Genomic DNA, 25,004 nt, shown 5'->3' with positions numbered 1-25,004 from the left:
CCGTCAACATGACTGGTACCACCGAAGCGCCGCTACTTGCGGTCGACGACCTGCGCGTGACGTTTCCGACCCGCACCGGCGAGGTGAGCGCCGTGCGCGGCGTCTCGTTCACGCTCGGCAAGGAACGTCTCGGCATTGTCGGTGAATCCGGTTCCGGCAAATCGCAGACCGGTCGCGCCATCATGGGGCTGACGGCGGGGCATGCGAAGATCACCGCAAACAAGCTGGAATTCAGAGGCCGCGATTTGCTGTCGATGCCGAAATCGGAGCGGCGGCACATTCGCGGCAAGCAGATCGCGATGATTCTGCAGGACCCGAAATATTCCCTCAATCCGGTCATGACCATCGGTCGGCAGATCGTCGAAACGCTGAAGACCCATGAAAAGGTCTCGGGATCGCAGGCCAAGGACCGCGTGATTGCGATGCTGGAAGCGGTGCAGATCCGCGATCCGGGCCGCGTCTACGATCTCTATCCGCACGAGGTTTCCGGCGGCATGGGGCAGCGGGTGATGATCGCGATGATGCTGATCTGCGGCCCGGAGCTTCTGATCGCCGACGAACCGACCTCGGCGCTCGACGTGACCGTGCAGCTCGATGTTCTCGACATTCTCGACAAGCTGGTGTCCGAGCGCGGCATGGGGCTGATCTTCGTGTCCCATGATCTGCGTCTCGTCTCCTCCTTCTGCGACCGGGTGCTGGTGATGTATGCCGGACGGGTGGTGGAGGAACTGGCGTCTGCCGATCTTTCCAAGGCGAGCCATCCCTATACGCTGGGGCTTCTCAATTGCCTGCCGACGATAGGCTCAAACCGGCATCCGCTGCCGGTGCTCGACCGCAAGCCGGAGTGGTCGCTATGAGTGCCATCATCTCCATCCGAGACATGCTCGTCACCTATGACGACTTTGCCGCACTCGATCATGTCAGCATGGATGTGGAAGAGGGCGAAAGTTTCGGGATCGTCGGTGAATCGGGCTCGGGGAAATCGACGCTGTTGCGCGCCGTTTCCGGGCTGGCAGGGTTCGACAGTGGCTCGCTGACGGTCGCGGGAAAGACCTATTCGGGGCAGGCGAGGACCAAGGAATTCTACCGCACTGTCCAGATGGTGTTCCAGGATCCCTACGGATCGCTGCATCCGCGCCAGACGGTGGACCGGCTGCTGCTGGAGCCGCTGGCGATCCACGGTTTTAGCGACGTCGATGTGCGGATTGCCCGCGCGCTGGATGAGGTCGGGCTGGGAGCGGGTTTCCGCTTCCGGTATTCGCACCAGCTTTCCGGCGGCCAGCGGCAGCGCATCGCGATTGCCCGGGCACTCATCCTCGAACCGAAGATCCTGCTGCTGGACGAGCCGACTTCGGCGCTTGATGCGTCGATCCAGGCGGAAATCCTCAATTTGCTGGAGCAGGCAAAGCGCGACCGCGGATTGACGTTCGTGATGGTCAGCCATGATCTCGGTGTGATCAGCCATATGTGCGGCCGTCTTGCGGTGATGAAGAGCGGCAAGGTGGTGGAAACCGTGCCGGCGCAGGCGCTTGAAAACCGCGAGTTCTCGGCGGATTACACCCGACAGCTGCTGGTGGCGAGCGAAGGCTTCAGCCGCGGCTAATCCTTGTGGCGGGCGGCAGAATGCTATTGTGCACCTGCGAAATGCCCGTAAGATCGCGGTTAAGAGATCAATAAGCAGGGGAACAATGCCATGAAGACGGTTGCTGGTTGGGGTGTGTTTTCGCGCCGGAGCGTGATTGCGGCGTCTGTTGCGCTTGGCCTTGCCGCCTCGATGGGAAGCGGGGCGTTTGCCGCGGCAAAGACGTCGGTCACGATCGGCATGACGATCGAACCCATTGGTCTCGATCCGACGATTGCCGCCCCTGTCGCGATCGGGCAGGTGAGCTGGCAGAATATCTTTGAGGGCCTGACGACGGTCGACAGCGCCGGCAAGGTGCAGCCGCAGCTTGCGGAAAGCTGGGAGATTTCCTCGGATGGGAAGACCTATACGTTCAAACTGCGGAAGGGCGTGACCTTCCACAACGGCGTCGCCTTCGACTCGTCCGTTGCGAAATTTGCGATCGACCGGGCTCGCGGCGCCGACAGCGTCAATCCGCAGAAGCGCTATTTCGCCTCGATCGAGACGGTGGAGACGCCCGATGCCGCAACGCTGGTGCTGAAGCTGAAGCAGCCGGCGGGCAGCCTGCTCTACTGGCTCGGCTGGCCTGCTTCCGTGATGGTGGAGCCGAAATCCGCAGCTGACAACAAGACCACACCGGTCGGCACTGGTCCGTTCAAGTTCGTGTCCTGGCAGAAGGGCTCGAAGGTCGATCTGGCGAAGAATGCCGATTACTGGAACAAGTCCGTTTCGGTGAAGATCGAGACAGCGGTTTTCCGGTTCATCGCCGATCCGCAGGCGCAGGCCGCAGCGCTGAAGGCCGGCGATGTCGACGCGTTTCCGGAGTTCGGCGCGCCGGAACTGGTCTCCTCCTTCGAGGGCGACACGAAGCTCACGACCGTGATCGGCAATACCGAGCTCAAGGTCGTGGCTGGCATGAACAATTCGCGCAAGCCATTCGACGACAAGAAGGTTCGCCAAGCGCTGATGATGGCGGTGGATCGTGCGACCGTTGTCGAAGGTGCATGGTCGGGTTACGGCACGCCGATCGGCAGCCACTACACGCCGAACGACCGCGGCTTCAAGGACTTAACCGGCGTCTACCCCTACGACGCCGAAAAGGCGAAGGCGCTTTTGAGCGAGGCCGGATATCCGAACGGCTTCTCCTTCACCATGAAGGCGCCGCAGATGGCTTATGCGCAGCGCTCGTCGCAGATCCTGCAGGCGATGTTTGCCGAAATCGGCGTCACGATGAATATCGAAACGACCGAGTTTCCCGCAAAATGGGTATCGGACGTGCTGAAAGCCGGCGACTACGACATGACCATCGTTGCCCATGCGGAGCCGATGGACATCGATATCTACGCCCGCGACCCCTATTACTTCCACTACAAGAACCCCGCCTTCAACGAGATCCTCGCCAAGGTCGAGGCGACCGCCGATCCTGCGGAACAGGACAAGCTCTACGGCGAGGCGCAGACGATCCTGGCAGAGGACGTCCCGGCCTTGTTCCTGTTCGTGATGCCGAAGCTCGGCATATGGGACGCGAAGCTGAAGGGGCTGTGGGAGAACGAGCCGATCCCATCGAACGTGCTGACCGAGGTGTTCTGGCAAGAATGACGATGCGTCTCGCCGTGATCTGCGCCGGTGACGTTTCCGACAACGCGAGAGGCGTTAAGCTTTGCGATGAGGTGGCCTTGGGAAAGATGGGGCTTAATCGCGGATGACTGAAATCCCCCTCTGGCCTGCCGGCCATCTCCCCCACAAGGGGGGAGAAGGTATGCGGCACCCGATTGCCTCGATCGTGGCCCGGCGGTTCGGCTGGGTTAAGCCCTCCCCCTTGTGGGGAGGGTGGGGAGGGGCGACTGGCGTAGGCATGGTGGATGTTGGAGGGTGCGGCCCATGATCTCCATCCTTATCCGCCGCATCCTGTCGCTCATCGTCACGCTTCTCGTCGTGTCGCTGCTGATCTTCGTCGTCATGGATCTCTTGCCGGGTGATCCCGCGGCGATTGTGCTGGGGACGTCAGCAAGCCCGGAAACGCTGGCGGCGCTCAGAACCCAGATGGGGCTCGATCAGCCCCTGCCGGTGCGTTATCTCGCCTGGTTATGGGGTGTTTTTCAGGGCGATTTCGGGCAGTCCTATACCTATGGCGTGCCGGTCGCGGGGCTGATCGCGGAGCGGCTGACGGTGACGCTGCCGTTGGCGCTGATGGCGGTTCTGATGTCGGTCGGAATTGCCGTGCCACTCGGCGTGCAGGCCGCGAAAAAGCATAACGGCATGTTCGATGCTATTGTCGGCGCGGTGTCCTATGTCAGTATCGCGGTGCCGGCCTTCTGGGTGGGGTTGCTGTCGATCATCCTGTTTTCGACGCTGCTCGGCTGGATGCCGGCGGGTGGATTTCCGGGCTGGGACGCGGGACTGCTGGCCGGGCTGCAAGCGCTGCTGCTGCCGGCGATCGCGCTGGCGCTGCCGCAGGCGGGCGTGTTGACACGCGTTGCGCGGGCCGCGGTGCTGGACGTGATGAACGAGGATTATGTGCGCACCGCCCGCGCCAAGGGGCTGGGCGAGGGGGCGGCACTCTGGCGCCATGCGGTGCCGAATGCGCTTGTGCCTGTGGTGACGATGATCGGCATGCAGTTCACCTTTCTGATCGCCGGTGCAGTGCTGGTCGAAAACGTCTTCAACCTGCCGGGTCTGGGAAGGCTTGCCTACCAGTCGCTGGCGCAGCGTGACATCGTGGTCATGCAGGACGTCGTCCTGTTTTTCTCAGCCCTTGTCATCGTCGTCAATTTCCTCGTCGACCTTCTTTACCTGGTGATCGATCCGCGGCTGAGGGTGGGGGTGAGATGAGGCAACTTCTGCGCCGTCCCGTTCTTCTTGCCGGGCTTGTCGTGACGCTGTTCCTGTTTCTGGTGGCGTTGCTTTCGCTGGTCTGGACGCCTTATCCGCCGTCGAAGATGAACATCGTCCACAAGCTGAAGCCGCCATTCGAATTCGGCCTGCTCGGGACCGACCAGTTCGGACGCGATGTCGCTTCCGCGCTGATGGTCGGCGCCTGGAATTCGCTGTCTACGGCGCTGCTTGCGGTGGCGATCGGCGCCACGATCGGCACGGCGGTCGGCACCGTGGTGGCGATGCGGCGCGGCTGGGTCGAACAGATCGTGATGCGCGGCTGCGACATCATCTTCGCGGTTCCGCCGATCCTGTCGGCGATGATGCTCGGCGCCTTTATCGGATCCGGCCGGTTCACGGCGGTCATCGCTATTGCCACGTTCATGGTGCCCGTCTTCGCACGCCTCACGCTGGCCGCGGCCCGGCAGATCTGGACGCGCGACTATGTGGCGGCGGCTATCGGCATGGGGCGTTCGAAGCTGACAATCACCTTCGTCCACATCCTGCCCAATATTTCGAACCAGATCATCGTGCAGGTGACGATCCAGCTCGGTCTCGCGATCCTGACCGAGGCGGGGCTTTCCTATCTCGGGCTCGGCATGCCGCCGCCGAACCCGACCTGGGGGCGGATGCTTGCGGATTCGCAGACGTTCCTTGGACAGGCGCCTTGGCTCGCCTTGATGCCGGGTCTGGCGATCGCGATCGCGGTGCTGGGCCTCAACATGCTCGGTGATGGTCTGCGCGACCTTCTCGATCCGCGCTCGACACCCTGATTTTTAAACGACGACCTGAGTGAAAGACTTTTCATGAACGCCCTTTTGAAACTGACGATCCGGGACATTCTTTCTCTTTATGCGCAGAAGAAGCTTTCGCCGCTGGAATACTGGGAGGTGGTCGAGGCACGGGTTGCGGCGTTCGAACACCAAGTTCAGGCGCTCTACCTCTACGATCCGGAAAGCGCACGGCAACAGGCGAAAGCCTCCACCGAGCGCTGGGCGAAGGGCGAGACGCTGGGGATGCTCGACGGCATTCCGGTGACGATCAAGGAACTGATCGCCACGAAAGGGCATCCGGTGCCGCTCGGGACCGCCGCGACGGAGCTGACGGCGGCGGCCAGCGATGCGCCCGCCGCTGCACGGCTGCGCGAGGACGGCGCGGTGATCTTCGCAAAGACCACATGTCCCGATTACGGCATGCTGTCGTCAGGTCTTTCCAGCTTTCACCCTTTGAGCCGCAATCCCTGGGACCTGACGCAGAACCCCGGCGGATCCAGCGCCGGCGCCGCGTCTGCTGCGGCTTCGAGCTTCGGACCCCTGCATATCGGCACCGATATCGGCGGTTCGATCCGGCTGCCGGCCGGCTGGACGGGGCTTTTCGGCTTCAAGCCCAGCCAGGGCCGCATTCCGGTCGATCCGTTCTTTGTCGGGCGCTGTGCCGGGCCGATGACGCGGACGGTGGACGACAGTGCGATCGCCATGGCGACCCTGTCGCGCGCCGACTGGCGCGACGCGACATCGCTGCCGCCCAACGCCTTCGACTGGCTGGATCTCGACATCGACGTCAGGGGGATGAAGATCGGCCTGATGCTGGATGCGGGCATCGGGATCTCTCTCGACGACGAGGTGCGCGCGGCGGTGACGGCTGCGGCAAAGCGGTTCGAGGCGGCGGGGGCCGAGATCGTGGAGGTTGCGCCCGTCATGACGCGGACGATGCTGGACGGGCTCGACAGTTTCTGGCGGGCGCGGTTCTGGGGCGATATCGAGACGATGCCGGACGAGCGCAAGGCGCAGATCCTGCCCTACATCTTCGAATGGGCAAAGGGCGGGGCTTCGGTTTCCGGCGTCGAGGCGGTGCGCGGTTTCAACCAGACGAACGAGATGCGCAAGGCCTGTGCGAGACTCTTCTCCGGCGTCGATGCGGTTTTGTCGCCGACCAACCCGATCGTCTCCTATCCGGCCGACTGGGCATCGCCGACCAACGATCCTCTGAAACCGTTCGAGCATATCGGCTACACGGTGCCGTGGAACATGTCGGAGCAGCCGGCCGCCTCGATCAACTGCGGTTTCTCCCGCAGCGGAATGCCAATCGGGCTGCAGATCGTCGGGCCCCGGTTCGCAGACTTGCTCGTTCTGAAGCTGTCGCATGCGTTTGAGCAGTGGACCGGCGGCGTGACCAACTGGCCAGAGCCGAGACTTACGCCCTGATCTGCCCGTCCAGTGAAGGTCCGAGCGCAAAAATCGGCGATGGAACCTTCACGGTTTCGCCGCGTTTCATTTTGGCAGACGAATGCGTGCACTTTGCGTCTGGTGGAGTATGATGTGCGAGAGGCATCCTTTCGAACACGACCGGGCCTGATATCCCGATCTTCGCCTAGCCTCACAGTTTGCATGTCGTTTGAACCTTTCCGCAAAGCCCGCGCCTTCCGCGCGGCGCCAAGATCCGTAGAAACAGGAGATCTCCATGGCCGCAGCTACTTCCACGAATGCCGAAATTGCCCGCGCTCGCACCGCTGCCGGTGCTGCTACGACGTCTGACATCGAAGCGCAGCTGCAGCAGCTCCGCGAAGATATCTCGTCGCTTGCCAAGACCGTCGGCGCCGTCGGCAGCAGCACGGCGAGTGAAGTGAAGGGCAAGGCCCGTCGCGCCGCATCCGATGCGACCGATGCGTCCATGCAGATGGTTGAAGCTGCCCGCGAGCAGGCGATCTCGTTCGAGCGCGACCTAGAAGCGAAGATCCGCAAGGCACCGATCCAGTCGATCGCGATCGCAGCCGGCGTTGGCTTCGTCTTCGCTCTTCTGTCGCGTCGCTAAAGATGATGGGCCTTGGTCCCCTTATCGCTTCGTTTGCCGCGATGGATATCGCGGCATTTACGGAGCGGCTGAAGCGCAACATCATGCTGTATGGGCTCGCTGCACTTTTCGTGCTGACGGCCTATGTGCTGGGCGTTGCGGCACTTGCCGTTCATCTGTCGCAGTTCTGGGGCCTTCCCATAGCGCTTCTGGTGGTTGCAGGCGGCGCACTACTGCTGGCCGTGATTTTTTACCTTTCGGTGACGCTCACCGCGAGAGCGGAAGTCAAGCGCAAGAAGCAGGCAGTTGCCGCCAATAGCGGCAAGACGCTGGCTTTGACGGCAGCACTCACAGCGGTTCCGCTTCTTCTGAAGTCGAAGCCGCTGATGTTTGCATCGATCGCGGGGGGCCTCGGCTTCCTCGCCCTGAGCGGTGGCAGGACGCGTCGTCGCTTTACAAATCCTGGAGAGTAACACCAGCCGTTACTCGTCTTTCGATCATCGAGCTGCCGGACAAGTTCCGGCAGCTTTTTTTGTGTCTTGTCGGATTGTCATCAGGCTCTGGTCGACGCTCGCGCGGAGCGAATGGATCTGTGCTATGCAAAATACTGCAAACACAGGGGAGGGCAGTTGTTTGGTGCTACGCGAAACACACAAAAACGCCGCCCGTGAAGGCGGCGTCTATGAGTTTACATGTACTTCGCTGAACGTTCAGCCGCCGAAGGCGCGGGACGTGATGGCCGCGTCACCGGCATCCGGGCCATAATCGACCTCGCCGGATACGCCAAGCAGCTCCTGCAAGCGGGTACGAGCGCGCGAGACACGGCTCTTGATCGTGCCGACGGCGCAACCGCAGATCTCTGCCGCTTCCTCATATGCAAAGCCTGCTGCGCCGACGAGAACAATCGCTTCACGCTGATCGTCCGGAAGCTTGTCGAGCGCTGCACGAAAATCCTGCAGATCGAGGCGACCATACTGTTCGGGGTGCACGGAAAAGCGTTCGGAAAACAGGCCGTCGCTGTCTTGCACTTCGCGGCCACGCTTGCGCATCTGGCTGTAGAATTCGTTGCGCAGAATCGTGAACAGCCAGGCCCGCATGTTGGTGCCGGCCGTAAAGCTCTTCTGGTTCGCCCACGCCTTCATGATCGTATCCTGGACAAGATCATCGGCCTTGTCGTGACGACCGGTCAGCGAGACGGCAAAAGCGCGCAGGTTCGGCAGCGATGCCAAAAGGTCGCGCTTGAAAATGCGATCGTCGTTGTCTTCTTCCTTGCTCATTTCGCATCCACCGACTTGGCGTTGCGCTCGGCATGGTCGAGCCGTTCGAGCAGATCGAGGAAGCGATCGGGGATACCCTCCTCCTGGACTGCGTCATAAAATTCACGCAGTTTGCGAGAGATCGAGGCGTTGGGAGACACTGACCCAGGCCTTGCTTCTTGAGATTGGCTTGTTGTCATGTCATCTTTTTTCGTGTTGTCGTCACTCATCACTCAAATGGCCTGTTCGATATCGTCACCTCAGAATTCGCGGATCGAAAAAAAGTTCCACCCTTGCGGAACTTTTTTTAAGTACCCACGTTATTAGTCCGTCAATTGCCCTCATTGGGTCCCGGGGAGTATTTTTTTATGTCACTGACCTCACGCGTTGCGTCTCATCTTCCATATCTGCGCCGCTATGCGCGGGCCGTTACCGGATCGCAGACATCGGGAGACGCCTATGTCGCGGCGGTCCTCGAGGCCCTGATCGCGGACGTCTCCATCTTTCCGGAGTCGTCTAAGGATCGTGTATCGCTTTACAAACTGTTTGTCGCAATTTTTGGTTCCACTTCAATCGAGATCCGGCCGATCGACTCGCCGTTTGCTTGGGAACAGCGTGCAGCGGCTAACCTTTCGAACCTTCCGTCGCAGTCCCGTCATGCCTTCCTTCTGATTTCGGTCGAAGGCTTTACGATCGAGGAAGCGGCTGAAGTTCTCGATATCAGCGTTGGTGAAGTGAACAAGCTTCTCGACGAGGCCTCGCGCGAGATCTCCCGCCAGGTCGCGACCGACATCATGATCATCGAAGACGAGCCGCTGATCGCGCTCGACATCGAGCAGATGGTACAGGACCTTGGTCACCGCGTCACGGGTATCGCCCGTACCCACAAGGAAGCGGTATCGTTGTTCCAGACATCGCAGCCGAAGATGGTTCTCGCCGATATCCAGCTGGCGGACGGAAGCTCTGGCATCGACGCGGTCAACGAGATCCTGAAGTCCTCCAATGTCCCTGTGATCTTCATCACGGCATTCCCGGAGCGTCTGCTGACCGGCGAGCGGCCTGAGCCTGCTTTCCTCGTCACCAAGCCTTTCAATCCGGATATGGTGAAGGCTCTGATCAGCCAGGCCTTGTTCTTCAATGACGCGGTTAAGGCTGCTGCCTGATCTATCTGCCATCGATCGGTTTTAGGCAGGAACAAACCCCAAAGAGAGGCGTTCTGGGATATCGGAACGCCCCGCTTGCTTTCCCGTTATGTTGCCGAGCGATGTCTTCCCTTGATTTAAAGCGTCCGTGGGATACTTACCTGCGGATATTGAAAAAGAGATTTGGCCTGGTTGGTACGTCTCGTTAGAGCTAAGGATTACCAAAGGGTTGGGTTGTTTCGACAAGACCGACACTTTATAAGATTTTGAACTTGAATGAGTTGCGGAAGTCTATATTCAGACTTCCGTTCGCCTGGAAGTCGCAACGGAGTTTACCAAGTGACGCATCCGCTGACATGGCAGCAAGCTGGTCAGAGTGATGACAAGTTGCGTGAGTTTTTCATGCCAGCGCTGATTGATCTCGGCGCATGCATCATTATCCAGGACACCCAGCAGAATTACCTTCTCGTTGCCAACCTGCCTCAGGTCTGGTCGCTTCAAGGCGTAGACGCGCCAAGCGATGCGAGCCTGTTCGGCGACGACGTGGCCGCGAAACTCCACACGCTGAAATCGGAAATGACCGAGCTTGGCCGCAAAGGCCATATCGAGGTCACGGCGGGTTCGGACCAGGTCTTCGAATTCCGCGTCCAGGCCGTCGGCGTCGAAGGCGGGAACCTGCATCTGGTCACCACGATCAATGACCGGTCGGAAGAGCGGCATCGTGAGCGGTTGCTCCGGGCCCTGCTGCGCGAAGTCAGTCACCGCTCCAAGAACCTGCTTGCGATCATCCAGAGCATCGCGCTGCAGACGGCGCGCTACTCGGGGTCGCTCGATCTTTTCCTGCACAAGTTCCGGGGGCGGCTCTATTCGCTGTCGCAGAGTCAGGACCTGATCACCGATTCGAGTTGGCGCGGCGCCTATCTGTTCGATCTGGTTCAGCAACAGACCGAAAAGTATCTTCCCGACAACAAGCATCTCGTCCGCATGGGCGGTGACAACGTGCTGCTGACGCCCAATGCATCGCTGCATGTGGGGCTGGCACTGCACGAACTGGTGGTCAACGCCGTCAGTCACGGCTCCGTCATGCGCAGCCGCCTGCCGATCGAAGTGGCGGCCAACCGGGTGCACGTGGATGGGCATGACGTTCTTGAGATCGTCTGGGACGAGGCGTTGATTGAAAACGACAGCGTCGACGTCAGCGAGGATGGGATGCGATCGCATTTCGGCAGCACCGTTCTCGAACGGGTGGTACCTGCGTCCGTCAACGGCAAGGCACGATATGTGATTTCCAACGATCGCATTCAGTACCGCCTGAGCTTTCCGCTCGAAGGCGCCAGCGACTGAAGGTCGGGCCAACCAATTCCCCACATGACGCGAAGGCCCGATGATCGAAGCATCGGGCTGTTCGCGAATGTCGAGCCACGGGATAGCCCCATGCGGGGCTCGTTGCTTGGCGCCATGTTTTCACGTCACAAGGGAACAAGTCGTGCCGGCGATAGCGGCTGCCCAAAACGGAGCTGGCTCGGTTCCACTAGGGAGCCGAGCCAGTTCTTCTCTTCGAGGGGGATTGAAGAGTATGTCCGAAGGCTCTTTGTAGGGCGGGGGACGGGGGGTCGCCTTCAGACATCAGTAGAACGGGCGTCCGGGAATAAGGTTCCGGCAGATTTTCAAAAAATCGAAGAAAAAATGAGAGCGGAGGACGCAACGGAAAACGGCGGCTTTCGCCGCCGTTCCGGGTCGTATCTAAAGCGCTGAAATCAGCGCTTCAGGGTTCTTGGATCGAGCGCATCGCGGATTGCATCGCCCATGTAGTTGACGCTCAGAACCGTTGCAGAAATCGCAAGGCCTGGCCACAGCACGCGTGATGGCGTCAGCTGCAGGAAGTTGGCGCCGTCAAACAGCAATCGTCCCCAGGTCGGGAAATCCGACGGGAAGCCGAGGCCGAGGAAGGAAAGCGACGATTCCGTGATGATGGCCGAGGCAATCCCGAGCGTCGCAGACACCATGATCGAGGACAGGACGTTGGGCAGGATATGCCGCAGCACGATCCGGTATTCCCGCATGCCGCTCGATTTCGCCGCCAGGATGAATTCCTGGCTTTTGACCGCAAGCACATCGCCACGCACGATACGTGCCGTGTGCATCCAGCTCGTGACGCCGATGACAACCACGATCAGGATGAAGATGCCGGTCTCCGGTCCGAAGGCTGCGCGCAGCGTATCGCGGAACAGAAGCAGGATCACGAGCAGAAGCGGCAGAAGCGGCAGGGCCAGGAACAGGTCCGTCAACCGCATCAACGGCCCATCGAGCCTGCGGAAGTAGCCCGAGAGGACCCCCACCAGCGTGCCCAGGAAGAGGGCGAGCAGCATGGCGGTGATGCCGACCGCAAGCGAGATGCGGCCACCGGCCAGAACCTGGGCCAGCATGTCCTTGCCGAGATTATCGGTTCCGAACGGATGCGCCAGCGACGGCCACTGGTTCTTCTCGCGGATGTTCAGCTGGTTGGGCGCGACCCTGTGGATATAGGGGCCGACATAGACAGCCAGAACGATGAAGGTGAAGACGATGAGGCCGGCAACGCCGCCCTTGTGCGCCCTGAACTGCCGCCACATGTCGGCCATCGCGGAGCGCGTGGGAGATGATGCCTTGGCGGGCGCGGGGTTGGTGATTGTCGCGTCAGTCATACCGGATCCTCGGGTCAAGAATGCCGTAGAGAACGTCGGCGATCAGGTTGAAGAGTACGATCAGCACCGCAAAGATGAAGGTCAGCGTCTGAACGAGAGGGATATCGGCGCCCTGGACGGCGACGATCAGCAACTGCCCCAACCCGTTCACGCGGAAGATCTGTTCGGTGATGATGGCGCCGGAGAAGATGGTGGGTACGCCGAGCGCAATCACCGTCACGACCGGGATCAGGCTGTTGCGCAGAACGTGGACGAGCAGCACGACGTTTTCCTTGACGCCCTTGGCGCGGGCGGTGCGGACATAATCCTGATGCAGGTTGTCGAGCATGGATGCGCGCACGAACCGGGTGATCTGCGACGCGTTGTAAAGCGCCAGAACCGCCACCGGCATTGCCATCTGCTTTGCCTGCGCAACGAAGGTGGCAAAGCTCGTGACCTGCAGATTGGTGTCGTAGACCGACGGGAACCACTGGAGGTAGGACGAGAAGATGACGATCAGAAGCACGCCGGTGAAGAAGGTCGGCACCGAATAGCCGACCATCGAGACGAAGGTGCCGACCTGGTCGAAGATCGAATACTGCTTGTAGGCGGAGATGACGCCGATCGGAACAGCGATCAGAATGCCGAACAGATAGGCGAGGCCAACGACCCAGAGCGTCTGTGGCAGGCGCTGGACGATGAGATCAACGACAGGGCTGCGGGTTGCCCAGGAGAGGACACGCATGCGCTGACCATCGCCGAACTGCCAGCCTGTCAGACGTTCGAGAATATTCAGCGGCTCGTTGATGAAGAATTGCTGCAGCCAGTAGAGATAGCGCAGGAGGAAGGGCTGATCCATGCCGAGCGAGGCACGGATCTGTGCGCGGACTTCCGGCGGGATCGTCAGGGGCAGGTCGCCAGTCGGATCGTTTGGTGCCAGATCGAGCAGCGCGAAGATGACGAAGCTGATGATCAGCAGGGTCGGTATTGCGAAGAACAATCGTCGCAACGTGTATGTGAACATGTACGAATTTCTCCAGACGACGCCGGATCATGCCGCAGAATGCGGTGATAGGGCGCGAAGTCCTGATGTGCCGCATCAGATTTTCCCGGGCCGATGAGCCCCGGGAAGATCATGCCATACGAAGCGTGAGACAGAGCGCCGGCAACCGCTGAGGGCTGCCGGCTGTCTCCTTACTTCTTGCGCGACCAGTCTGCGATGTTCCACACCTGGCTGTCCCAGGAGTTCATCTTGATGCCGTCGAGCGTGAGCGCGAAGGACGACTGGTCACCGCGGTGGACGAGCGCGATATGTGCGCCTTCCTCGGTCAGCATGTCGTTGAGCTGCTTGGCGATTGCTGCGCGCTTATCGAGATCTGCGGTTCTGGACAGTTCGCTGACCAGCTTGTCGTAGTCAGGGTTGCAGTAGCGCGGGATGTTCTGCCCCTGCCAGCCGTTTGCCGGACCGGGGATCTTGTCGCACAGCCATTCCGCCATGTACTTTTCAGGATCGGTGCCATCGAAGTTGTTGGTGTACATTTCAACGTCGGCATAGAACTTCTGGAACGTGTCCGGGCTTGCCGGGTCGCCACCGAAGAAGACGGAGGCAGACGCGTTGCGGAGTTCCGCATCAACGCCGATTTCCGCCCACATCGCCTTGACCAGTTCCTGGGTCGCCTGGCGAACCGAGTTGGTCGAGGTGGAGTAAAGGTAGGAAAGGCGTACGCCATCCTTGGCGCGGATGCCATCGGAACCCTTCTTCCAGCCGGCATCTTCGAGCAGCTTGTTGGCGCCCTCGATATCCTGCTTCAGGCACCAGCTGTCGTTCTTGGTGGAAGCAACGACTTCCGGAGCGGGCAGGATGTTGCAGGTGGCCCTGCCGGACTGGCCGTAGCCGGCCTCGACGATGATGTCGCGGTCGATGGCAAGCGACAGTGCACGGCGAACGGCCGGATCCTTGAGCGACGGATGCGGGCCGGCTTCCTTGGTGGAGCGCTTGGCGCCCAGCGAAGGATCTGCATTGAAGTGGTTGAGGTTGATACGCTCGACCTGGGTGCCGAACGAAATTTCAAGACGGCCCTTGCCGGCAGCGAGCATGGTCTGCAGCACTTCAGGCTCGACCTGGGCATTCCAGGCGTAATCGTATTCGCCGGTTTCAAGCACGGCGCGGGCAGCAGAGGCAGCGTCGCCACCGCCCTTCAGCGTGATCGAGGCGAAGGCTGGCTTTGCCGGATCGCGGTAGTTCGGGTTGGCCTTGAAGGTGATGACGTCGTTCGGCTTGAAATCGGCGACCATGAAGGCGCCGGTGCCGATCGGACCGAAGTTGGCGGCCGTGCAGCCGGGAGCCTTGGCGCCGACGCAATCCTTGAACTGCTTGGCCTGAATGACCGGCGACTGGGCGCCCACAAAAGCCGAGTAGGGGTAGGGCTTGGGCTCGGTAAAGGTGATCTTTACGGTGTTCGGGTCGATCGCCTCGACGTTCTTGACGCCTTCGTACTGAGCCGCCTGGGCGCAGCCGCCATCCGGCGCCGTGCAGTATTTCCAGGTGAAGATCACGTCTTCAGCGGTAAACGCCGTTCCGTCGGACCATTTGACGCCCGGCTTGATCTTCCAGGTCATGCTGAGAAGGTCTTTTGCCACGCCGCCGTTTTCGACGGTCGGGATCTCGGTCACGAGCCACGGAACCAGTTCACCCTTCTCGTCGTAGCGGGCAAGGGGCTCAATCACGATCGAGGACGCATAGACTTCCTTCGTGCCGGCGGAAAGATACGGATTCAGCGTGGAAACCGCCTGCCAGAACAGGGCCTTCAGGTCTCCGTCAGTGCCGCGCTCGGCGTGGGCTGCGGTGCCACCCAGGGCGAGCACGGCCACCGTGCCGACCAATAGGTGCTTCAACTTCTTCATGCTGCTATTCCCCTTGATGTTGATTTGTCTCGATTTTAGTGCCCGGATCGCCCGTTTGCCGGTGTCGATGCCGTCGAGCTGCATGGCGCCCTGTCTTCCCTGGCGCGTCGCAGATTAGAATTCCCGCATCCTCCTGAAAAGTAAGTCGTATATTACATTTGATACCCGCAATATGCCGAGGTGATCAAATTTTGAGCCATCTAAGCATAGGCCTATTTTGTGTTCAAGGGCGAAAATTGACGCTTGCAAATTCCGACGAAGCCGTCGCAATATCGCAGCCTTCGAGACCGGAAATACTAATAAATCTAGAGGATTGCCCAAATGCCTGTCATCAATCGCGTCGCCGAAATGCAGGATCAGGTTGCAGAATGGAGACGCCATCTGCACGAGAATCCGGAGCTTCTCTACGACGTTCACTACACATCCGCCTTCGTTGCCGAGAAGCTGAAAGCCTTTGGTTGCGACGTGGTTGAGAGCGGCATCGGCAAGACGGGCGTCGTCGGCATCATCAAGGGCAGCCAGGGCGATGGCCCGGTTATCGGCTTCCGCGCCGACATGGATGCGCTGCCGATTCTTGAGACATCGGGCGTGCCGTGGGCTTCGAAAACACCGGGCAAGGCGCATTCCTGCGGCCATGACGGACATACCGCAATGCTTCTGGGTGCTGCGCAGTATCTTTCCGAAACCCGCAATTTCAAAGGGTCGGTTGCTGTCATCTTCCAGCCCGCCGAAGAAGGCGGCGCGGGCGCGCTTGCCATGATCGAGGACGGCATGATGGACAAGTTTTCCATCAAGGAAGTCTACGGCATGCACAATGCACCGGCGCTCCCGGTCGGCAGTTTCTCGATCCGCAAGGGCGGCATCATGGCGGCGGCCGATACTTTCGAGATCACCATTTCCGGCCGTGGCAGCCATGCCGCCCAGCCGCATCTTTCGATCGACCCGGTGCTGACCGCATCGCATGTGGTGATCGCGCTACAGTCGGTCGTTTCGCGCGAGACGGATCCGCTCAAATCCCTCGTCGTCACCGTCGCTTCCATCCATGGCGGCCAGGCGAGCAACGTCATCCCGGCCTTCGTGACGCTGGCCGGTACCGTGCGCACGCTTCTACCGGAAACCCGCGACTTTGCCGAAAAGCGCCTGAAGGAAGTGGCTGAGGCAACCGCAATCGCACATGGTGCTACGGCCGAGGTCGTCTACAATCGCGGCTATCCGGTCACCTTCAACCATGACAACGAGACCGATTTTGCTGTCGGGATCGCCTCGAAAGTGGCGGGCCAGGGCAAGGTCGACGCCAATGCGGCACCGCATATGGGCGCTGAAGACTTCTCCTACATGCTGGAGCAGCGGCCGGGTGCCTTCATCTTCCTCGGCAATGGCGATACCGCCAATCTTCACAATGCGGCCTACGACTTTAACGACGAGGCCATTCCCTATGGCGTGAGCTACTGGGTTTCGCTTGCCGAAACGGCGCTCGCCGCCTGATCGTATCCTCTTCCGACCGGCCCCTCGCGATGCCGCCACCAGTCGCGACGGGGCCGCCCAAATCAAGGAAACATGCATGCTGCTTTCCGGACCTGCGATGGAACAGTCTGGCGGATCGGTCACTCCGGTCCTGTCTGTGAAGAACCTGACGACGTCGTTCAATGTGAACGACGAATGGAAGACGGTTGTGCGCAACATCTCGTTTGATGTGGCACCGCGCGAGACGGTTGCGATCGTGGGCGAAAGCGGCTCCGGCAAATCGGTGACGTCGCTGTCGATCATGCGGCTGTTGCAGAAGAATTCGAGCCGGATCGAGGGGCAGGTCTTCCTGCAGGGCAAGGAGCTTCTCGGTCTGCCTGAGGAGGAGATGCGGCGGGTGCGCGGCAACGACATCTCGATGATCTTCCAGGAGCCGATGACCTCGCTCAATCCGATCTTTCCGATCGGAAAGCAGATCGCCGAGGCGCTGACGGTTCACACCAACATCTCCAAGGCCGAGGCAAAGGCGGAGGTGATACGGCTTCTCGAGAAGGTTCGCATCCCCAACGCCAAGAGCCGTTTCGACGAATACCCGCACCAGTTTTCCGGCGGCATGCGCCAGCGCGTGATGATCGCCATGGCACTTGCGGCCAAGCCGAAGCTTCTGATCGCCGACGAGCCGACGACGGCGCTGGACGTGACGATCCAGGGGCAGATCCTTGATCTCATCAAGATGCTGCAGGAAGAGGAGGGCATGTCTGTCCTGTTCATCACCCATGACATGGGCGTTGTGGCGGAAGTGGCTGACCGGACGATCGTGATGTTCCGTGGCGATGCGGTGGAAACCGGCCAGACCGGCGATATTTTCCACCGCGGCCAGCATGCCTACACGCGAGCGCTTCTTTCGGCCGTGCCGCGGCTGGGCTCGATGGGGCAGAGCAAGCTGCCGATGCGGTTTCCGCTGATCGATGTCAACACAGGCGAACAGCAGGTTCTGGGCGAAGTGTTCGACACGGTTGCCAAGGGCAAGACGCCGATCCTCGACGTGAAGGACCTGACGACGCGGTTCGACATCCATTCCGGCCTTCTCGGACGCAAGTCCGGGGCAGTGCATGCGGTGGAAAAGGTCTCGTTCGATCTCTATGCCGGCGAAACGCTTGCGCTGGTGGGTGAATCCGGTTGCGGCAAGTCGACCACCGGACGATCCGTGACGCGGCTGATCACGCCGACCAGCGGTACCGTTCAGGTGGACGGCTACGACGTGATGAGCCTCGACCAGCATGCGCTTCGAACCATGCGCCGGTCGATCCAGATGGTGTTCCAGGATCCGTTCGCCTCGCTCAACCCGCGCATGAGCGTGGGGTCGGCTGTCGCCGAACCGTTTATCGAGCACAAGCTCGGCACCAAGGCGCAGGCGCGTGAAAAGGCGGCGAACCTTCTCGAAAAGGTCGGACTTTCGGCCGACATGATGCGGCGCTTCCCGCACGAGTTTTCCGGCGGCCAGCGGCAGCGCATCGCGATCGCCAGGGCTTTGATGCTCGATCCGAAGGTGATCGTTGCCGACGAAGCGGTGTCGGCGCTGGACGTGTCGATCAAGGCGCAGGTCTGCAACCTGCTGCTCGACCTGCAGCAGTCTCTGAACCTCGCCTTCCTGTTCATCTCCCACGACATGGCCGTGGTGGAGCGCGTGAGCCACCGGGTGGCAGTGATGTATCTGGGCGAAATCGTCGAGATCGGCCCGCGTGCGGCGGTGTTTGAAAACCCGCAGCATCCCTACACGAAGAAACTGATGTCGGCGGTGCCGGTGCCGGATCCGTCACGGCGCCGGATCAAGCGCAACCTTTCCACCGAAGAGATCAAGAGCCCGATCAGATCGGTCGATTTCGTGCCGCCGGTGCGGGAATATCGCGAAGTCGGCGCAGGCCACGTCGTGCAGGTGGCCTGACGTCGGACGGCCCGGAACGAACGCGAAGGCGGCGCAAACTGGGGCGCCGCCTCGCATCTATCATTTGTCGGATTTCGCGATCTGCAGTATGATGGCTGCATGAGCGACAGGGATGATATCCGCCAGCGGACACTGGAAGCAGCGCACCTGCAGATGATCGAGGGTAACCCCCTCGATGCTGACGACTTAGCCATGTTCGAAATGTTCAATCGGGAGGGTTTTTCGGTCGAACAGCAGCTCGATTACGTGCGTCGAGACTTGAGGCGGCGAGCAGGTCTGGACGGGAAGGAGCAGGCTTCGGCGGCGTCCAGCCGATGATCCGAACACCCGATGAGTGACGATCCTTACGTCTATCCGGGGACCAGACTGTTACGAAACAAGTTCGATATTCGCGATGCAGCCGTGCTGGACCTTGCGGAACGTCGATATTCCACCATCCGCAGCATCCAGAAAATCCCCACGGGTGATTTCGACCTGAAGCATCTGCGGACCATCCACCGTCATCTCTTCCAGGACGTCTACGACTGGGCGGGCGAGATCCGGACGGTGGAGATTTCCAAAGGGTCGAGCCAGTTCCAGTTCCGGCAGTATATCGAGACCGGCATGGCCGATGTGCATCGACGCATCACGGCGGGCAATTATCTGCGTGGTCTCCAGAGATCGGAATTTGCCGCAAAAGTCGCGCCGATCATTGGTGATGTGAACTATGTCCATCCGTTCCGCGAGGGCAATGGCCGCACGCAGGCACATTATCTGAAACAGCTTTGCGGACAGGCCGGACATTGGCTCGATCTGACGAAAATCGATCCCGCAGGTTGGATCGAGGCTTCGAAACAGGCGCAAATTAGCAATTATCAAATGATGGAGACCGTCCTCTCCGAGGCGCTGAGCAAAAGCTCTCTTTGAGGGCGTCGTTGCACCATCGCCATTTGACAGCCCCTCAAAAAACATGTCAGCAAATCGACCAGAGGAGATTTACTGCCATGGCTAAGCGGAGTGACACCCAAGGCCGGCTCGACGATGCTGCGCGCGCGGGCTGGCTCTATTACGTCGCGGGGAGGACCCAGGACGAGATCGCCAATGCCATGGGCATTTCCCGCCAGTCGGCTCAGCGGCTCGTGTCGCTTGCGGTTGCCGAGCGGTTGATCAAGGTCCGGCTCGACCATCCGATCTCCGCTTGTCTCGAACTCGCTGAAGGGCTGCGCAAGAAATACGATCTCAAGCATGCGGAAATCGTGCCGAGCGATCCGGGCGGCAGTTCATCCACGGTCGGTATCGCCGAAGCGGGGGCGGGCGAGATCGAGCGCTGGCTGAAACGGCCGGATCCGATCATCATCGCCGTCGGGACAGGTCGGACGCTGAAAGCCGCTGTCGATCAGCTGCCGCCGATGGAATGCCCGCAGCACCGTATCGTGTCGCTGACCGGCAATATCGGGCCGGACGGGTCGGCCGCCTATTACAACGTCATCTTCTCGATGGCCGATGCCATCAAGGCGCGGCATTTTCCCATGCCGCTGCCGGTCCTTTGTGCCTCCATCGAGGAGCGCGACACGCTGCATGACCAGGCGCTCGTGCGCTCGACACTTGCGCTCGGGGCACAAGCCGACGTCACCTTTGTCGGGATCGGCGAACTCGGCGTCGATGCGCCGCTTTGCGTCGACGGATTTCTGGATCGCGACGAAATGGTGTCGCTGGTGGATCGCGGTGCCGCGGGTGAAATTTGCGGCTGGATTTACGATCAGCAGGGTGAGTTGCTCGACAGTGCCGTCAACGGCCGGGTGGCCTCCGTGCCGATCCCGTCGCGCGAGACCTGCTGTGTCATTGGCATTGCCCAAGGCAAGAAGAAGTGGGTCGCCATGCGCGCAGCCCTGAAAGGCGGACTGCTCAACGGCATCATCACCGACGAGGCCGCAGCGCGGTATCTGCTTACTGCTTAAGCGCGGCAGATAGAATTCTGCCTGAAATTTCAGTGAATTGTCGCTTTCGGTTGCATCGCAGCGATGAATTCCCATTGACTTGCGCTAGCTTTATGTGGGTAATTGCCCATGAGCAAAGCGAATGCTCGCATTCCATCTTCTCGGGAGGAAGATATGACTATGAAAACTATTCTGCTGGGCGCCTGCTCAGCTCTGGCCTTTGTGGCCACGACTGCATCTGCCGAAACCCTCACCATTGCGACAGTCAACAACGGCGACATGGTCCGCATGCAGGGCCTGACGTCCGAGTTCACCAAGGCGAACCCGGACATCCAGGTCGAGTGGGTCACGCTCGAAGAAAACGTTCTGCGCGAACGCGTGACGACCGATATCGCGGCCGGTGGCGGCCAGTACGACATCGTCACGATCGGCAACTATGAAGTTCCGATCTGGGCCAAGCAGAAGTGGCTTCTGCCGCTCGAAGGTCTCGGCGACAAGTACGACATGGACGACCTGCTGCCAGCAATCCGCGGCGGCCTTTCGGTCGACAACAAGCTCTACGCGGCACCGTTCTACGGCGAATCCGCCATGATCATGTACCGCAAGGACCTGTTCGAAAAAGCCGGCCTGAAAATGCCGGAAAGCCCGACCTGGGAATTCATCGCTGACGCTGCCAAGAAGATGACCGACCGCAAGGCCGACATCAGCGGCATGTGCCTTCGCGGCAAGGCCGGCTGGGGCGAGAACATGGCCTTCGTTTCGGCCCTCACCAACTCCTTCGGCGGACGCTGGTTCGACGAAAAGTGGAAGCCGCAGTTCGATCAGCCGGAATGGAAGGCAGCACTTACCTTCTACGCCGACATGATGAAGAATTCCGGCCCGTCGGGCGCTTCTTCCAACGGCTTCAACGAAAACCTGACGCTGTTCCAGCAGGGCAAATGCGGCATGTGGATCGATGCGACCGTCGCCGCATCGTTCGTGTCGAACCCGAAGGACTCAAAGGTTGCCGACAAGGTCGGTTACGCGCTCTTCCCAAGCAAGGAAGGCGTTGCCAACCACGGCAACTGGCTGTGGTCCTGGAACCTTGCCGTTCCGGCATCGTCCAAGAAGGCTGAATCGGCTCAGAAGTTCATCTCCTGGGCAACCAGCAAGGAATACACGACGCTTGTTGCTGCCAAGGAAGGCTGGGCCAACGTTCCTCCGGGCACGCGCACCTCGCTCTACAAGAACGCGGACTATCAGAAGGCCGCTGCCTTCGCAGCTCCGACGCTTGCTGCCATGGACGCTGCCGACATCACCAAGCCAACGGTCAAGCCGGTTCCTTATACCGGTGGCCAGTTCGTCGCGATCCCTGAATTCCAGGCTCTCGGCACCACTGTCGGTCAGTTGTTCTCGGCTGTCATCGCCGGCCAGTCCACGGTCGATGACGCTCTTGCCGCCGCTCAGGCAACGGCAACCCGCGACATGACCCGCGCCGGTTACATCAAGTAAGCTTGGTCAAGACACTGCTGTCCGGCATCCGTGCCGGGCAGCAGATCACAGGATGACGATTGGATGCTGAACTGCATCTCGCTGTTCCAGCACGCTACCCTATAAAAACAAGATCATGCCTTCGCGTCCTCCTCTGGCCGCGTGCGGCGCGCTTACCTCCGGGGAGGGGCCTCAAAGATGGCAACGCAAAATACCAAGACGTTGGCACGCCTGATGATGGCGCCCTCCGTCATCGTTCTTTTGGTCTGGATGGCCGTACCGCTCGCAATGACGCTGTACTACTCGTTCCAGAACTACAACCTGCTGACGCCGCAGAACGTGAGCTTCGCAGGCTTCTTCAATTATCAGTATTTCTACACCGATCCGGCCTTCTTCCAGTCGATCTGGAACACGATGCTGCTGGTGCTCGGCGTGCTCGGCATTACCGTCATCGGCGGTGTCGCGATCGCGCTTCTGCTCGACCAGCCGATCTTCGGCCAGGGTATCGTGCGCATTCTGGTGATCTCGCCGTTCTTCGTGATGCCGCCGGTGGCCGCGCTGATCTGGAAGAACATGATCATGCATCCGGGCTACGGCGTGCTGGCGGATCTCGCGCGGTTCTTCGGGGTTCAGCCGATCGACTGGTTTGCCCAGTATCCGCTGTTTGCGGTCATCATCATCGTTGCCTGGCAATGGTTGCCGTTTGCGACGCTCATCCTTTTGACGGCGCTTCAGTCGCTCGACAGCGAGCAGCGCGAAGCCGCCGAAATGGATGGCGCCAACTTCTTCAACCGCTTCATCTACCTGACGCTGCCGCATCTTTCGCGCGCGATCACGGTCGTCATCCTGATCCAGACGATCTTCCTGCTCGGCATCTACGCTGAAATCCTGGTCACCACCAATGGCGGCCCGGGCTATGCGTCCACCAACCTCACCTTCCTCATCTACCGCACCGCACGTCTCGGCTATGACGTCGGCGGGGGTGCAGCGGGTGGTATCATCGCCGTCGTCCTTGCCAATATCGTCGCCTTCTTCCTGATGCGCGCCGTCGGCAAGAACCTGGACAAGTAGGAGGAACGATCATGGCTCGCAAAGTAACAACCGGAGCGAAGATCGGCTGGACAATCCTGGCCTGGGTCGTCGCGCTCCTGATCTTCTTCCCCATCCTCTACGCGCTGATCACCAGCCTGAAGACGGAGCAGGAAGCGATCGCCGGCTTCAGCCTGATCCCATCGGGCACGCTTGAGAACTACATCACGGTGCAGACGCAGCGCGATTACTTCAAGCCGTTTATGAACTCGGTGATCCTGTCGGTCGGCTCCACCATCCTCGCGCTGATCATCGCGATCCCCGGGGCCTGGGCGATGGCGTTCGCACCTGGCAAGCGTACCAAGGACATCCTGATGTGGATGCTGTCGACCAAGATGATGCCGGCCGTGGCGGTGCTGCTACCGATCTTCATCCTGTTCCGCAACTTCGGCCTGCTCGACAGCCGCATCGGCCTCACCATCATGCTGACGCTGATCAACCTGCCGATCGTGGTGTGGATGCTCTACACATACTTTCGCGAAATTCCGGGCGAAATCCTGGAAGCGGCACGGATGGACGGCGCCAATCTGTGGAAGGAAATCGTCTACGTGCTGACGCCGATGGCGGTTCCCGGCATCGCCTCGACGCTGCTTTTGAACATCATCCTGGCCTGGAACGAAGCGTTCTGGACGATCCAGCTGACCACGACAAACGCGGCTCCGCTGACGGCCTTCATCGCCTCCTTCTCCTCGCCGCAGGGTCTGTTCTGGGCAAAGCTTTCGGCGGCCTCGACCATGGCCATCGCGCCGATCCTCATCCTCGGCTGGTTCAGCCAGAAGCAACTCGTTCGCGGCCTCACGTTTGGCGCGGTTAAGTAAGGATCACTTTCATGGGCAGCATTACTCTTTCCAAAGTGTCGAAGACGTTCGGCGAAGCCAAGGTCATCCCGTCGATCGATCTCGAGATCAACGACGGCGAGTTCGTCGTGTTCGTTGGACCTTCGGGTTGCGGCAAGTCCACGCTTCTGCGTCTCATTGCAGGTCTTGAAGACGTGTCCGGCGGCCAGATCAAGATCGACGGTCGCGACGTGACGGACGCTGCTCCCGCCGAACGCGGGCTTGCGATGGTGTTCCAATCCTATGCGCTCTATCCGCATATGAGCGTGCGCAAGAACATCGCCTTCCCGCTGAAGATGGCGAAGATGGAGCAGTCGGCGATCGACAAGAAGGTCGCCGATGCGGCGCACATCCTCAACCTCACCGATTATCTCGAGCGTCGCCCCGGCCAGCTTTCGGGCGGCCAGCGTCAGCGCGTGGCAATCGGCCGTGCGATCGTGCGCGAACCTTCGGCCTTCCTGTTCGACGAGCCGCTTTCCAACCTCGATGCGGCACTGCGCGGCACGATGCGTCTGGAGATCAGCGACCTGCACAACCAGCTGAAGACCACGATGGTCTACGTTACGCACGACCAGATCGAAGCCATGACCATGGCCGACAAGATCGTGGTGCTCAACCGCGGCAATATCGAGCAGGTCGGTTCGCCGCTCGAGCTCTACAAGTCGCCGCGCAATCTGTTTGTCGCAGGCTTTATCGGTTCGCCGAAGATGAACCTGCTGGAAGGCGATTACGCCAAGGCGCGGAACGCCAAGACCGTGGGCGTGCGTCCCGAACATATCGGGCTTTCCAAGGATAGCGGTCTGTGGACCGGCAGGGTTTCGGTTGCCGAACATCTGGGCGCCGACACGTTTCTGCATCTCGACGTAGATGGTATCGGCCCGATCACGGCCCGTGCCGGCGGCGAGTTCGGCGCGAGCTACGGCGACACCGTCTACCTGACGCCGGATGAAACCAAACTGCATCGCTTCGACGACAAGGGTCTTGCGATCCGGGCCTGAATGATCCCAAAGGCCTGAACAGCAGGCCAATCGGAG

The 25,004-nt window shown here is 60.4% G+C and carries 24 protein-coding genes; 19 read left to right on the top strand and 5 right to left on the bottom strand.

Going from position 1 to position 25,004, the window contains the following annotated elements:
• Positions 1 to 8 precede the first annotated feature (8 nt).
• The 8 genes from J3A65_RS15220 (at position 9) to J3A65_RS15185 (ending at position 7,758) form a co-directional block, all read left to right on the top strand.
• Positions 9 to 857, top strand: a complete 849-nt coding sequence (locus J3A65_RS15220) for an ABC transporter ATP-binding protein (RefSeq protein WP_209903545.1) — start codon at positions 9 to 11, stop codon at positions 855 to 857.
• Positions 854 to 1,603: an ABC transporter ATP-binding protein gene (locus J3A65_RS15215; protein WP_174196863.1), complete on the top strand. Its 750-nt coding sequence runs from the start codon at positions 854 to 856 to the stop codon at positions 1,601 to 1,603. Before J3A65_RS15220 ends, J3A65_RS15215 begins: the two co-directional genes overlap by 4 nt.
• 90 nt (positions 1,604 to 1,693) lie before the next feature.
• Entirely contained in the window at positions 1,694 to 3,220 is a 1,527-nt protein-coding gene (locus J3A65_RS15210) for an ABC transporter substrate-binding protein (RefSeq protein ID WP_209902011.1), read from the top strand.
• Positions 3,221 to 3,502: 282 nt separating this feature from the next.
• Complete coding sequence (locus tag J3A65_RS15205) at positions 3,503 to 4,453, top strand: ABC transporter permease (protein ID WP_209902009.1); 951 nt, start codon at positions 3,503 to 3,505, stop codon at positions 4,451 to 4,453.
• Entirely contained in the window at positions 4,450 to 5,268 is an 819-nt protein-coding gene (locus tag J3A65_RS15200) for an ABC transporter permease (protein ID WP_062582021.1), read from the top strand. The genes J3A65_RS15205 and J3A65_RS15200 overlap by 4 nt, the downstream gene beginning before the upstream one ends.
• A 33-nt stretch (positions 5,269 to 5,301) precedes the next feature.
• Entirely contained in the window at positions 5,302 to 6,699 is a 1,398-nt protein-coding gene (locus J3A65_RS15195; protein WP_209902006.1) for an amidase, read from the top strand.
• A gap of 256 nt (positions 6,700 to 6,955) precedes the next feature.
• Positions 6,956 to 7,306 (top strand): DUF883 family protein, encoded by a 351-nt coding sequence (locus J3A65_RS15190; protein WP_062461311.1) that lies wholly within the window; start codon positions 6,956 to 6,958, stop codon positions 7,304 to 7,306.
• Positions 7,307 to 7,308: 2 nt separating this feature from the next.
• Positions 7,309 to 7,758: a hypothetical protein gene (locus J3A65_RS15185; RefSeq protein ID WP_062461309.1), complete on the top strand. Its 450-nt coding sequence runs from the start codon at positions 7,309 to 7,311 to the stop codon at positions 7,756 to 7,758.
• Positions 7,759 to 7,995: 237 nt separating this feature from the next.
• On the opposite strand, the gene J3A65_RS15180 is transcribed toward J3A65_RS15185, so the two are convergent.
• Positions 7,996 to 8,562 (bottom strand): RNA polymerase sigma factor, encoded by a 567-nt coding sequence (locus J3A65_RS15180; RefSeq protein ID WP_062461307.1) that lies wholly within the window; start codon positions 8,560 to 8,562, stop codon positions 7,996 to 7,998.
• Positions 8,559 to 8,741 carry a NepR family anti-sigma factor gene (locus J3A65_RS15175; RefSeq protein WP_062461941.1) on the bottom strand — a complete coding sequence of 61 codons (183 nt, stop codon included), beginning with the start codon at positions 8,739 to 8,741 and terminating at the stop codon, positions 8,559 to 8,561. The genes J3A65_RS15180 and J3A65_RS15175 overlap by 4 nt, the downstream gene beginning before the upstream one ends.
• A 168-nt stretch (positions 8,742 to 8,909) precedes the next feature.
• Here J3A65_RS15175 and J3A65_RS15170 point away from each other — a divergent pair, with 168 nt between their 5' ends.
• The gene (locus J3A65_RS15170) at positions 8,910 to 9,704 is read left to right on the top strand and encodes a response regulator (protein WP_062461304.1); all 795 of its coding nucleotides are present in this window, start codon (positions 8,910 to 8,912) and stop codon (positions 9,702 to 9,704) included.
• Between the two features lie 381 nt (positions 9,705 to 10,085).
• Entirely contained in the window at positions 10,086 to 11,027 is a 942-nt protein-coding gene (locus tag J3A65_RS15165; RefSeq protein WP_244474087.1) for a sensor histidine kinase, read from the top strand.
• A 413-nt stretch (positions 11,028 to 11,440) separates the two neighbouring features.
• Here the strand turns inward: J3A65_RS15165 and J3A65_RS15160 are convergent, their stop codons facing one another.
• The 3 genes from J3A65_RS15160 to J3A65_RS15150 form a co-directional block, all read right to left on the bottom strand.
• Positions 11,441 to 12,367, bottom strand: a complete 927-nt coding sequence (locus tag J3A65_RS15160) for an ABC transporter permease (RefSeq protein WP_062582028.1) — start codon at positions 12,365 to 12,367, stop codon at positions 11,441 to 11,443.
• Complete coding sequence (locus tag J3A65_RS15155) at positions 12,360 to 13,370, bottom strand: ABC transporter permease (protein WP_062582030.1); 1,011 nt, start codon at positions 13,368 to 13,370, stop codon at positions 12,360 to 12,362. The genes J3A65_RS15160 and J3A65_RS15155 overlap by 8 nt, the downstream gene beginning before the upstream one ends.
• A gap of 170 nt (positions 13,371 to 13,540) precedes the next feature.
• Positions 13,541 to 15,250 (bottom strand): peptide ABC transporter substrate-binding protein, encoded by a 1,710-nt coding sequence (locus tag J3A65_RS15150; protein WP_092660974.1) that lies wholly within the window; start codon positions 15,248 to 15,250, stop codon positions 13,541 to 13,543.
• A 321-nt stretch (positions 15,251 to 15,571) separates the two neighbouring features.
• Between J3A65_RS15150 and J3A65_RS15145 the strand changes: the two genes are divergently transcribed.
• The 9 genes from J3A65_RS15145 to J3A65_RS15105 all read left to right on the top strand — a co-directional run bounded on the left by J3A65_RS15145 (position 15,572) and on the right by J3A65_RS15105 (position 24,968).
• Complete coding sequence (locus J3A65_RS15145) at positions 15,572 to 16,735, top strand: M20 aminoacylase family protein (protein WP_209902003.1); 1,164 nt, start codon at positions 15,572 to 15,574, stop codon at positions 16,733 to 16,735.
• Positions 16,736 to 16,811: 76 nt separating this feature from the next.
• The gene (locus tag J3A65_RS15140; RefSeq protein ID WP_209902001.1) at positions 16,812 to 18,659 is read left to right on the top strand and encodes an ABC transporter ATP-binding protein; all 1,848 of its coding nucleotides are present in this window, start codon (positions 16,812 to 16,814) and stop codon (positions 18,657 to 18,659) included.
• Positions 18,660 to 18,758: 99 nt separating this feature from the next.
• Positions 18,759 to 18,977, top strand: a complete 219-nt coding sequence (locus J3A65_RS15135; RefSeq protein ID WP_209901998.1) for a hypothetical protein — start codon at positions 18,759 to 18,761, stop codon at positions 18,975 to 18,977.
• Between the two features lie 12 nt (positions 18,978 to 18,989).
• Positions 18,990 to 19,565 (top strand): Fic family protein, encoded by a 576-nt coding sequence (locus J3A65_RS15130; protein ID WP_209901996.1) that lies wholly within the window; start codon positions 18,990 to 18,992, stop codon positions 19,563 to 19,565.
• Positions 19,566 to 19,642: 77 nt separating this feature from the next.
• The gene (locus J3A65_RS15125; RefSeq protein ID WP_062461275.1) at positions 19,643 to 20,596 is read left to right on the top strand and encodes a sugar-binding transcriptional regulator; all 954 of its coding nucleotides are present in this window, start codon (positions 19,643 to 19,645) and stop codon (positions 20,594 to 20,596) included.
• Positions 20,597 to 20,749: 153 nt separating this feature from the next.
• The gene (locus tag J3A65_RS15120; protein ID WP_209901993.1) at positions 20,750 to 22,066 is read left to right on the top strand and encodes a sugar ABC transporter substrate-binding protein; all 1,317 of its coding nucleotides are present in this window, start codon (positions 20,750 to 20,752) and stop codon (positions 22,064 to 22,066) included.
• 177 nt (positions 22,067 to 22,243) lie between these two features.
• On the top strand, positions 22,244 to 23,116 hold the full coding sequence (locus tag J3A65_RS15115) for a sugar ABC transporter permease (RefSeq protein ID WP_062461269.1): 873 nt from the start codon (positions 22,244 to 22,246) through the stop codon (positions 23,114 to 23,116).
• A gap of 11 nt (positions 23,117 to 23,127) precedes the next feature.
• Positions 23,128 to 23,952, top strand: a complete 825-nt coding sequence (locus J3A65_RS15110) for a carbohydrate ABC transporter permease (RefSeq protein ID WP_062461266.1) — start codon at positions 23,128 to 23,130, stop codon at positions 23,950 to 23,952.
• Positions 23,953 to 23,963: 11 nt separating this feature from the next.
• Positions 23,964 to 24,968, top strand: a complete 1,005-nt coding sequence (locus J3A65_RS15105) for an ABC transporter ATP-binding protein (protein WP_209901991.1) — start codon at positions 23,964 to 23,966, stop codon at positions 24,966 to 24,968.
• The last annotated feature ends 36 nt before the right edge of the window (positions 24,969 to 25,004 follow it).

Source organism: Rhizobium sp. PvP014, from assembly GCF_017876855.1.
GTDB classification, from domain to species: Bacteria; Pseudomonadota; Alphaproteobacteria; order Rhizobiales; family Rhizobiaceae; genus Neorhizobium; species Neorhizobium soli.
This window is presented reverse-complemented; position numbering and strand designations above follow the sequence as displayed.

Coding starts and splice junctions, on each gene's coding strand:
- J3A65_RS15220 (WP_209903545.1), top strand. CDS start 9: ATGACTGGTACCACCGAAGCGCCGCTACTTGCGGTCGACGACCTGCGC.
- J3A65_RS15215 (WP_174196863.1), top strand. CDS start 854: ATGAGTGCCATCATCTCCATCCGAGACATGCTCGTCACCTATGACGAC.
- J3A65_RS15210 (WP_209902011.1), top strand. CDS start 1,694: ATGAAGACGGTTGCTGGTTGGGGTGTGTTTTCGCGCCGGAGCGTGATT.
- J3A65_RS15205 (WP_209902009.1), top strand. CDS start 3,503: ATGATCTCCATCCTTATCCGCCGCATCCTGTCGCTCATCGTCACGCTT.
- J3A65_RS15200 (WP_062582021.1), top strand. CDS start 4,450: ATGAGGCAACTTCTGCGCCGTCCCGTTCTTCTTGCCGGGCTTGTCGTG.
- J3A65_RS15195 (WP_209902006.1), top strand. CDS start 5,302: ATGAACGCCCTTTTGAAACTGACGATCCGGGACATTCTTTCTCTTTAT.
- J3A65_RS15190 (WP_062461311.1), top strand. CDS start 6,956: ATGGCCGCAGCTACTTCCACGAATGCCGAAATTGCCCGCGCTCGCACC.
- J3A65_RS15185 (WP_062461309.1), top strand. CDS start 7,309: ATGATGGGCCTTGGTCCCCTTATCGCTTCGTTTGCCGCGATGGATATC.
- J3A65_RS15180 (WP_062461307.1), bottom strand. CDS start 8,562: ATGAGCAAGGAAGAAGACAACGACGATCGCATTTTCAAGCGCGACCTT.
- J3A65_RS15175 (WP_062461941.1), bottom strand. CDS start 8,741: ATGACAACAAGCCAATCTCAAGAAGCAAGGCCTGGGTCAGTGTCTCCC.
- J3A65_RS15170 (WP_062461304.1), top strand. CDS start 8,910: ATGTCACTGACCTCACGCGTTGCGTCTCATCTTCCATATCTGCGCCGC.
- J3A65_RS15165 (WP_244474087.1), top strand. CDS start 10,086: ATGCCAGCGCTGATTGATCTCGGCGCATGCATCATTATCCAGGACACC.
- J3A65_RS15160 (WP_062582028.1), bottom strand. CDS start 12,367: ATGACTGACGCGACAATCACCAACCCCGCGCCCGCCAAGGCATCATCT.
- J3A65_RS15155 (WP_062582030.1), bottom strand. CDS start 13,370: ATGTTCACATACACGTTGCGACGATTGTTCTTCGCAATACCGACCCTG.
- J3A65_RS15150 (WP_092660974.1), bottom strand. CDS start 15,250: ATGAAGAAGTTGAAGCACCTATTGGTCGGCACGGTGGCCGTGCTCGCC.
- J3A65_RS15145 (WP_209902003.1), top strand. CDS start 15,572: ATGCCTGTCATCAATCGCGTCGCCGAAATGCAGGATCAGGTTGCAGAA.
- J3A65_RS15140 (WP_209902001.1), top strand. CDS start 16,812: ATGCTGCTTTCCGGACCTGCGATGGAACAGTCTGGCGGATCGGTCACT.
- J3A65_RS15135 (WP_209901998.1), top strand. CDS start 18,759: ATGAGCGACAGGGATGATATCCGCCAGCGGACACTGGAAGCAGCGCAC.
- J3A65_RS15130 (WP_209901996.1), top strand. CDS start 18,990: ATGAGTGACGATCCTTACGTCTATCCGGGGACCAGACTGTTACGAAAC.
- J3A65_RS15125 (WP_062461275.1), top strand. CDS start 19,643: ATGGCTAAGCGGAGTGACACCCAAGGCCGGCTCGACGATGCTGCGCGC.
- J3A65_RS15120 (WP_209901993.1), top strand. CDS start 20,750: ATGACTATGAAAACTATTCTGCTGGGCGCCTGCTCAGCTCTGGCCTTT.
- J3A65_RS15115 (WP_062461269.1), top strand. CDS start 22,244: ATGGCAACGCAAAATACCAAGACGTTGGCACGCCTGATGATGGCGCCC.
- J3A65_RS15110 (WP_062461266.1), top strand. CDS start 23,128: ATGGCTCGCAAAGTAACAACCGGAGCGAAGATCGGCTGGACAATCCTG.
- J3A65_RS15105 (WP_209901991.1), top strand. CDS start 23,964: ATGGGCAGCATTACTCTTTCCAAAGTGTCGAAGACGTTCGGCGAAGCC.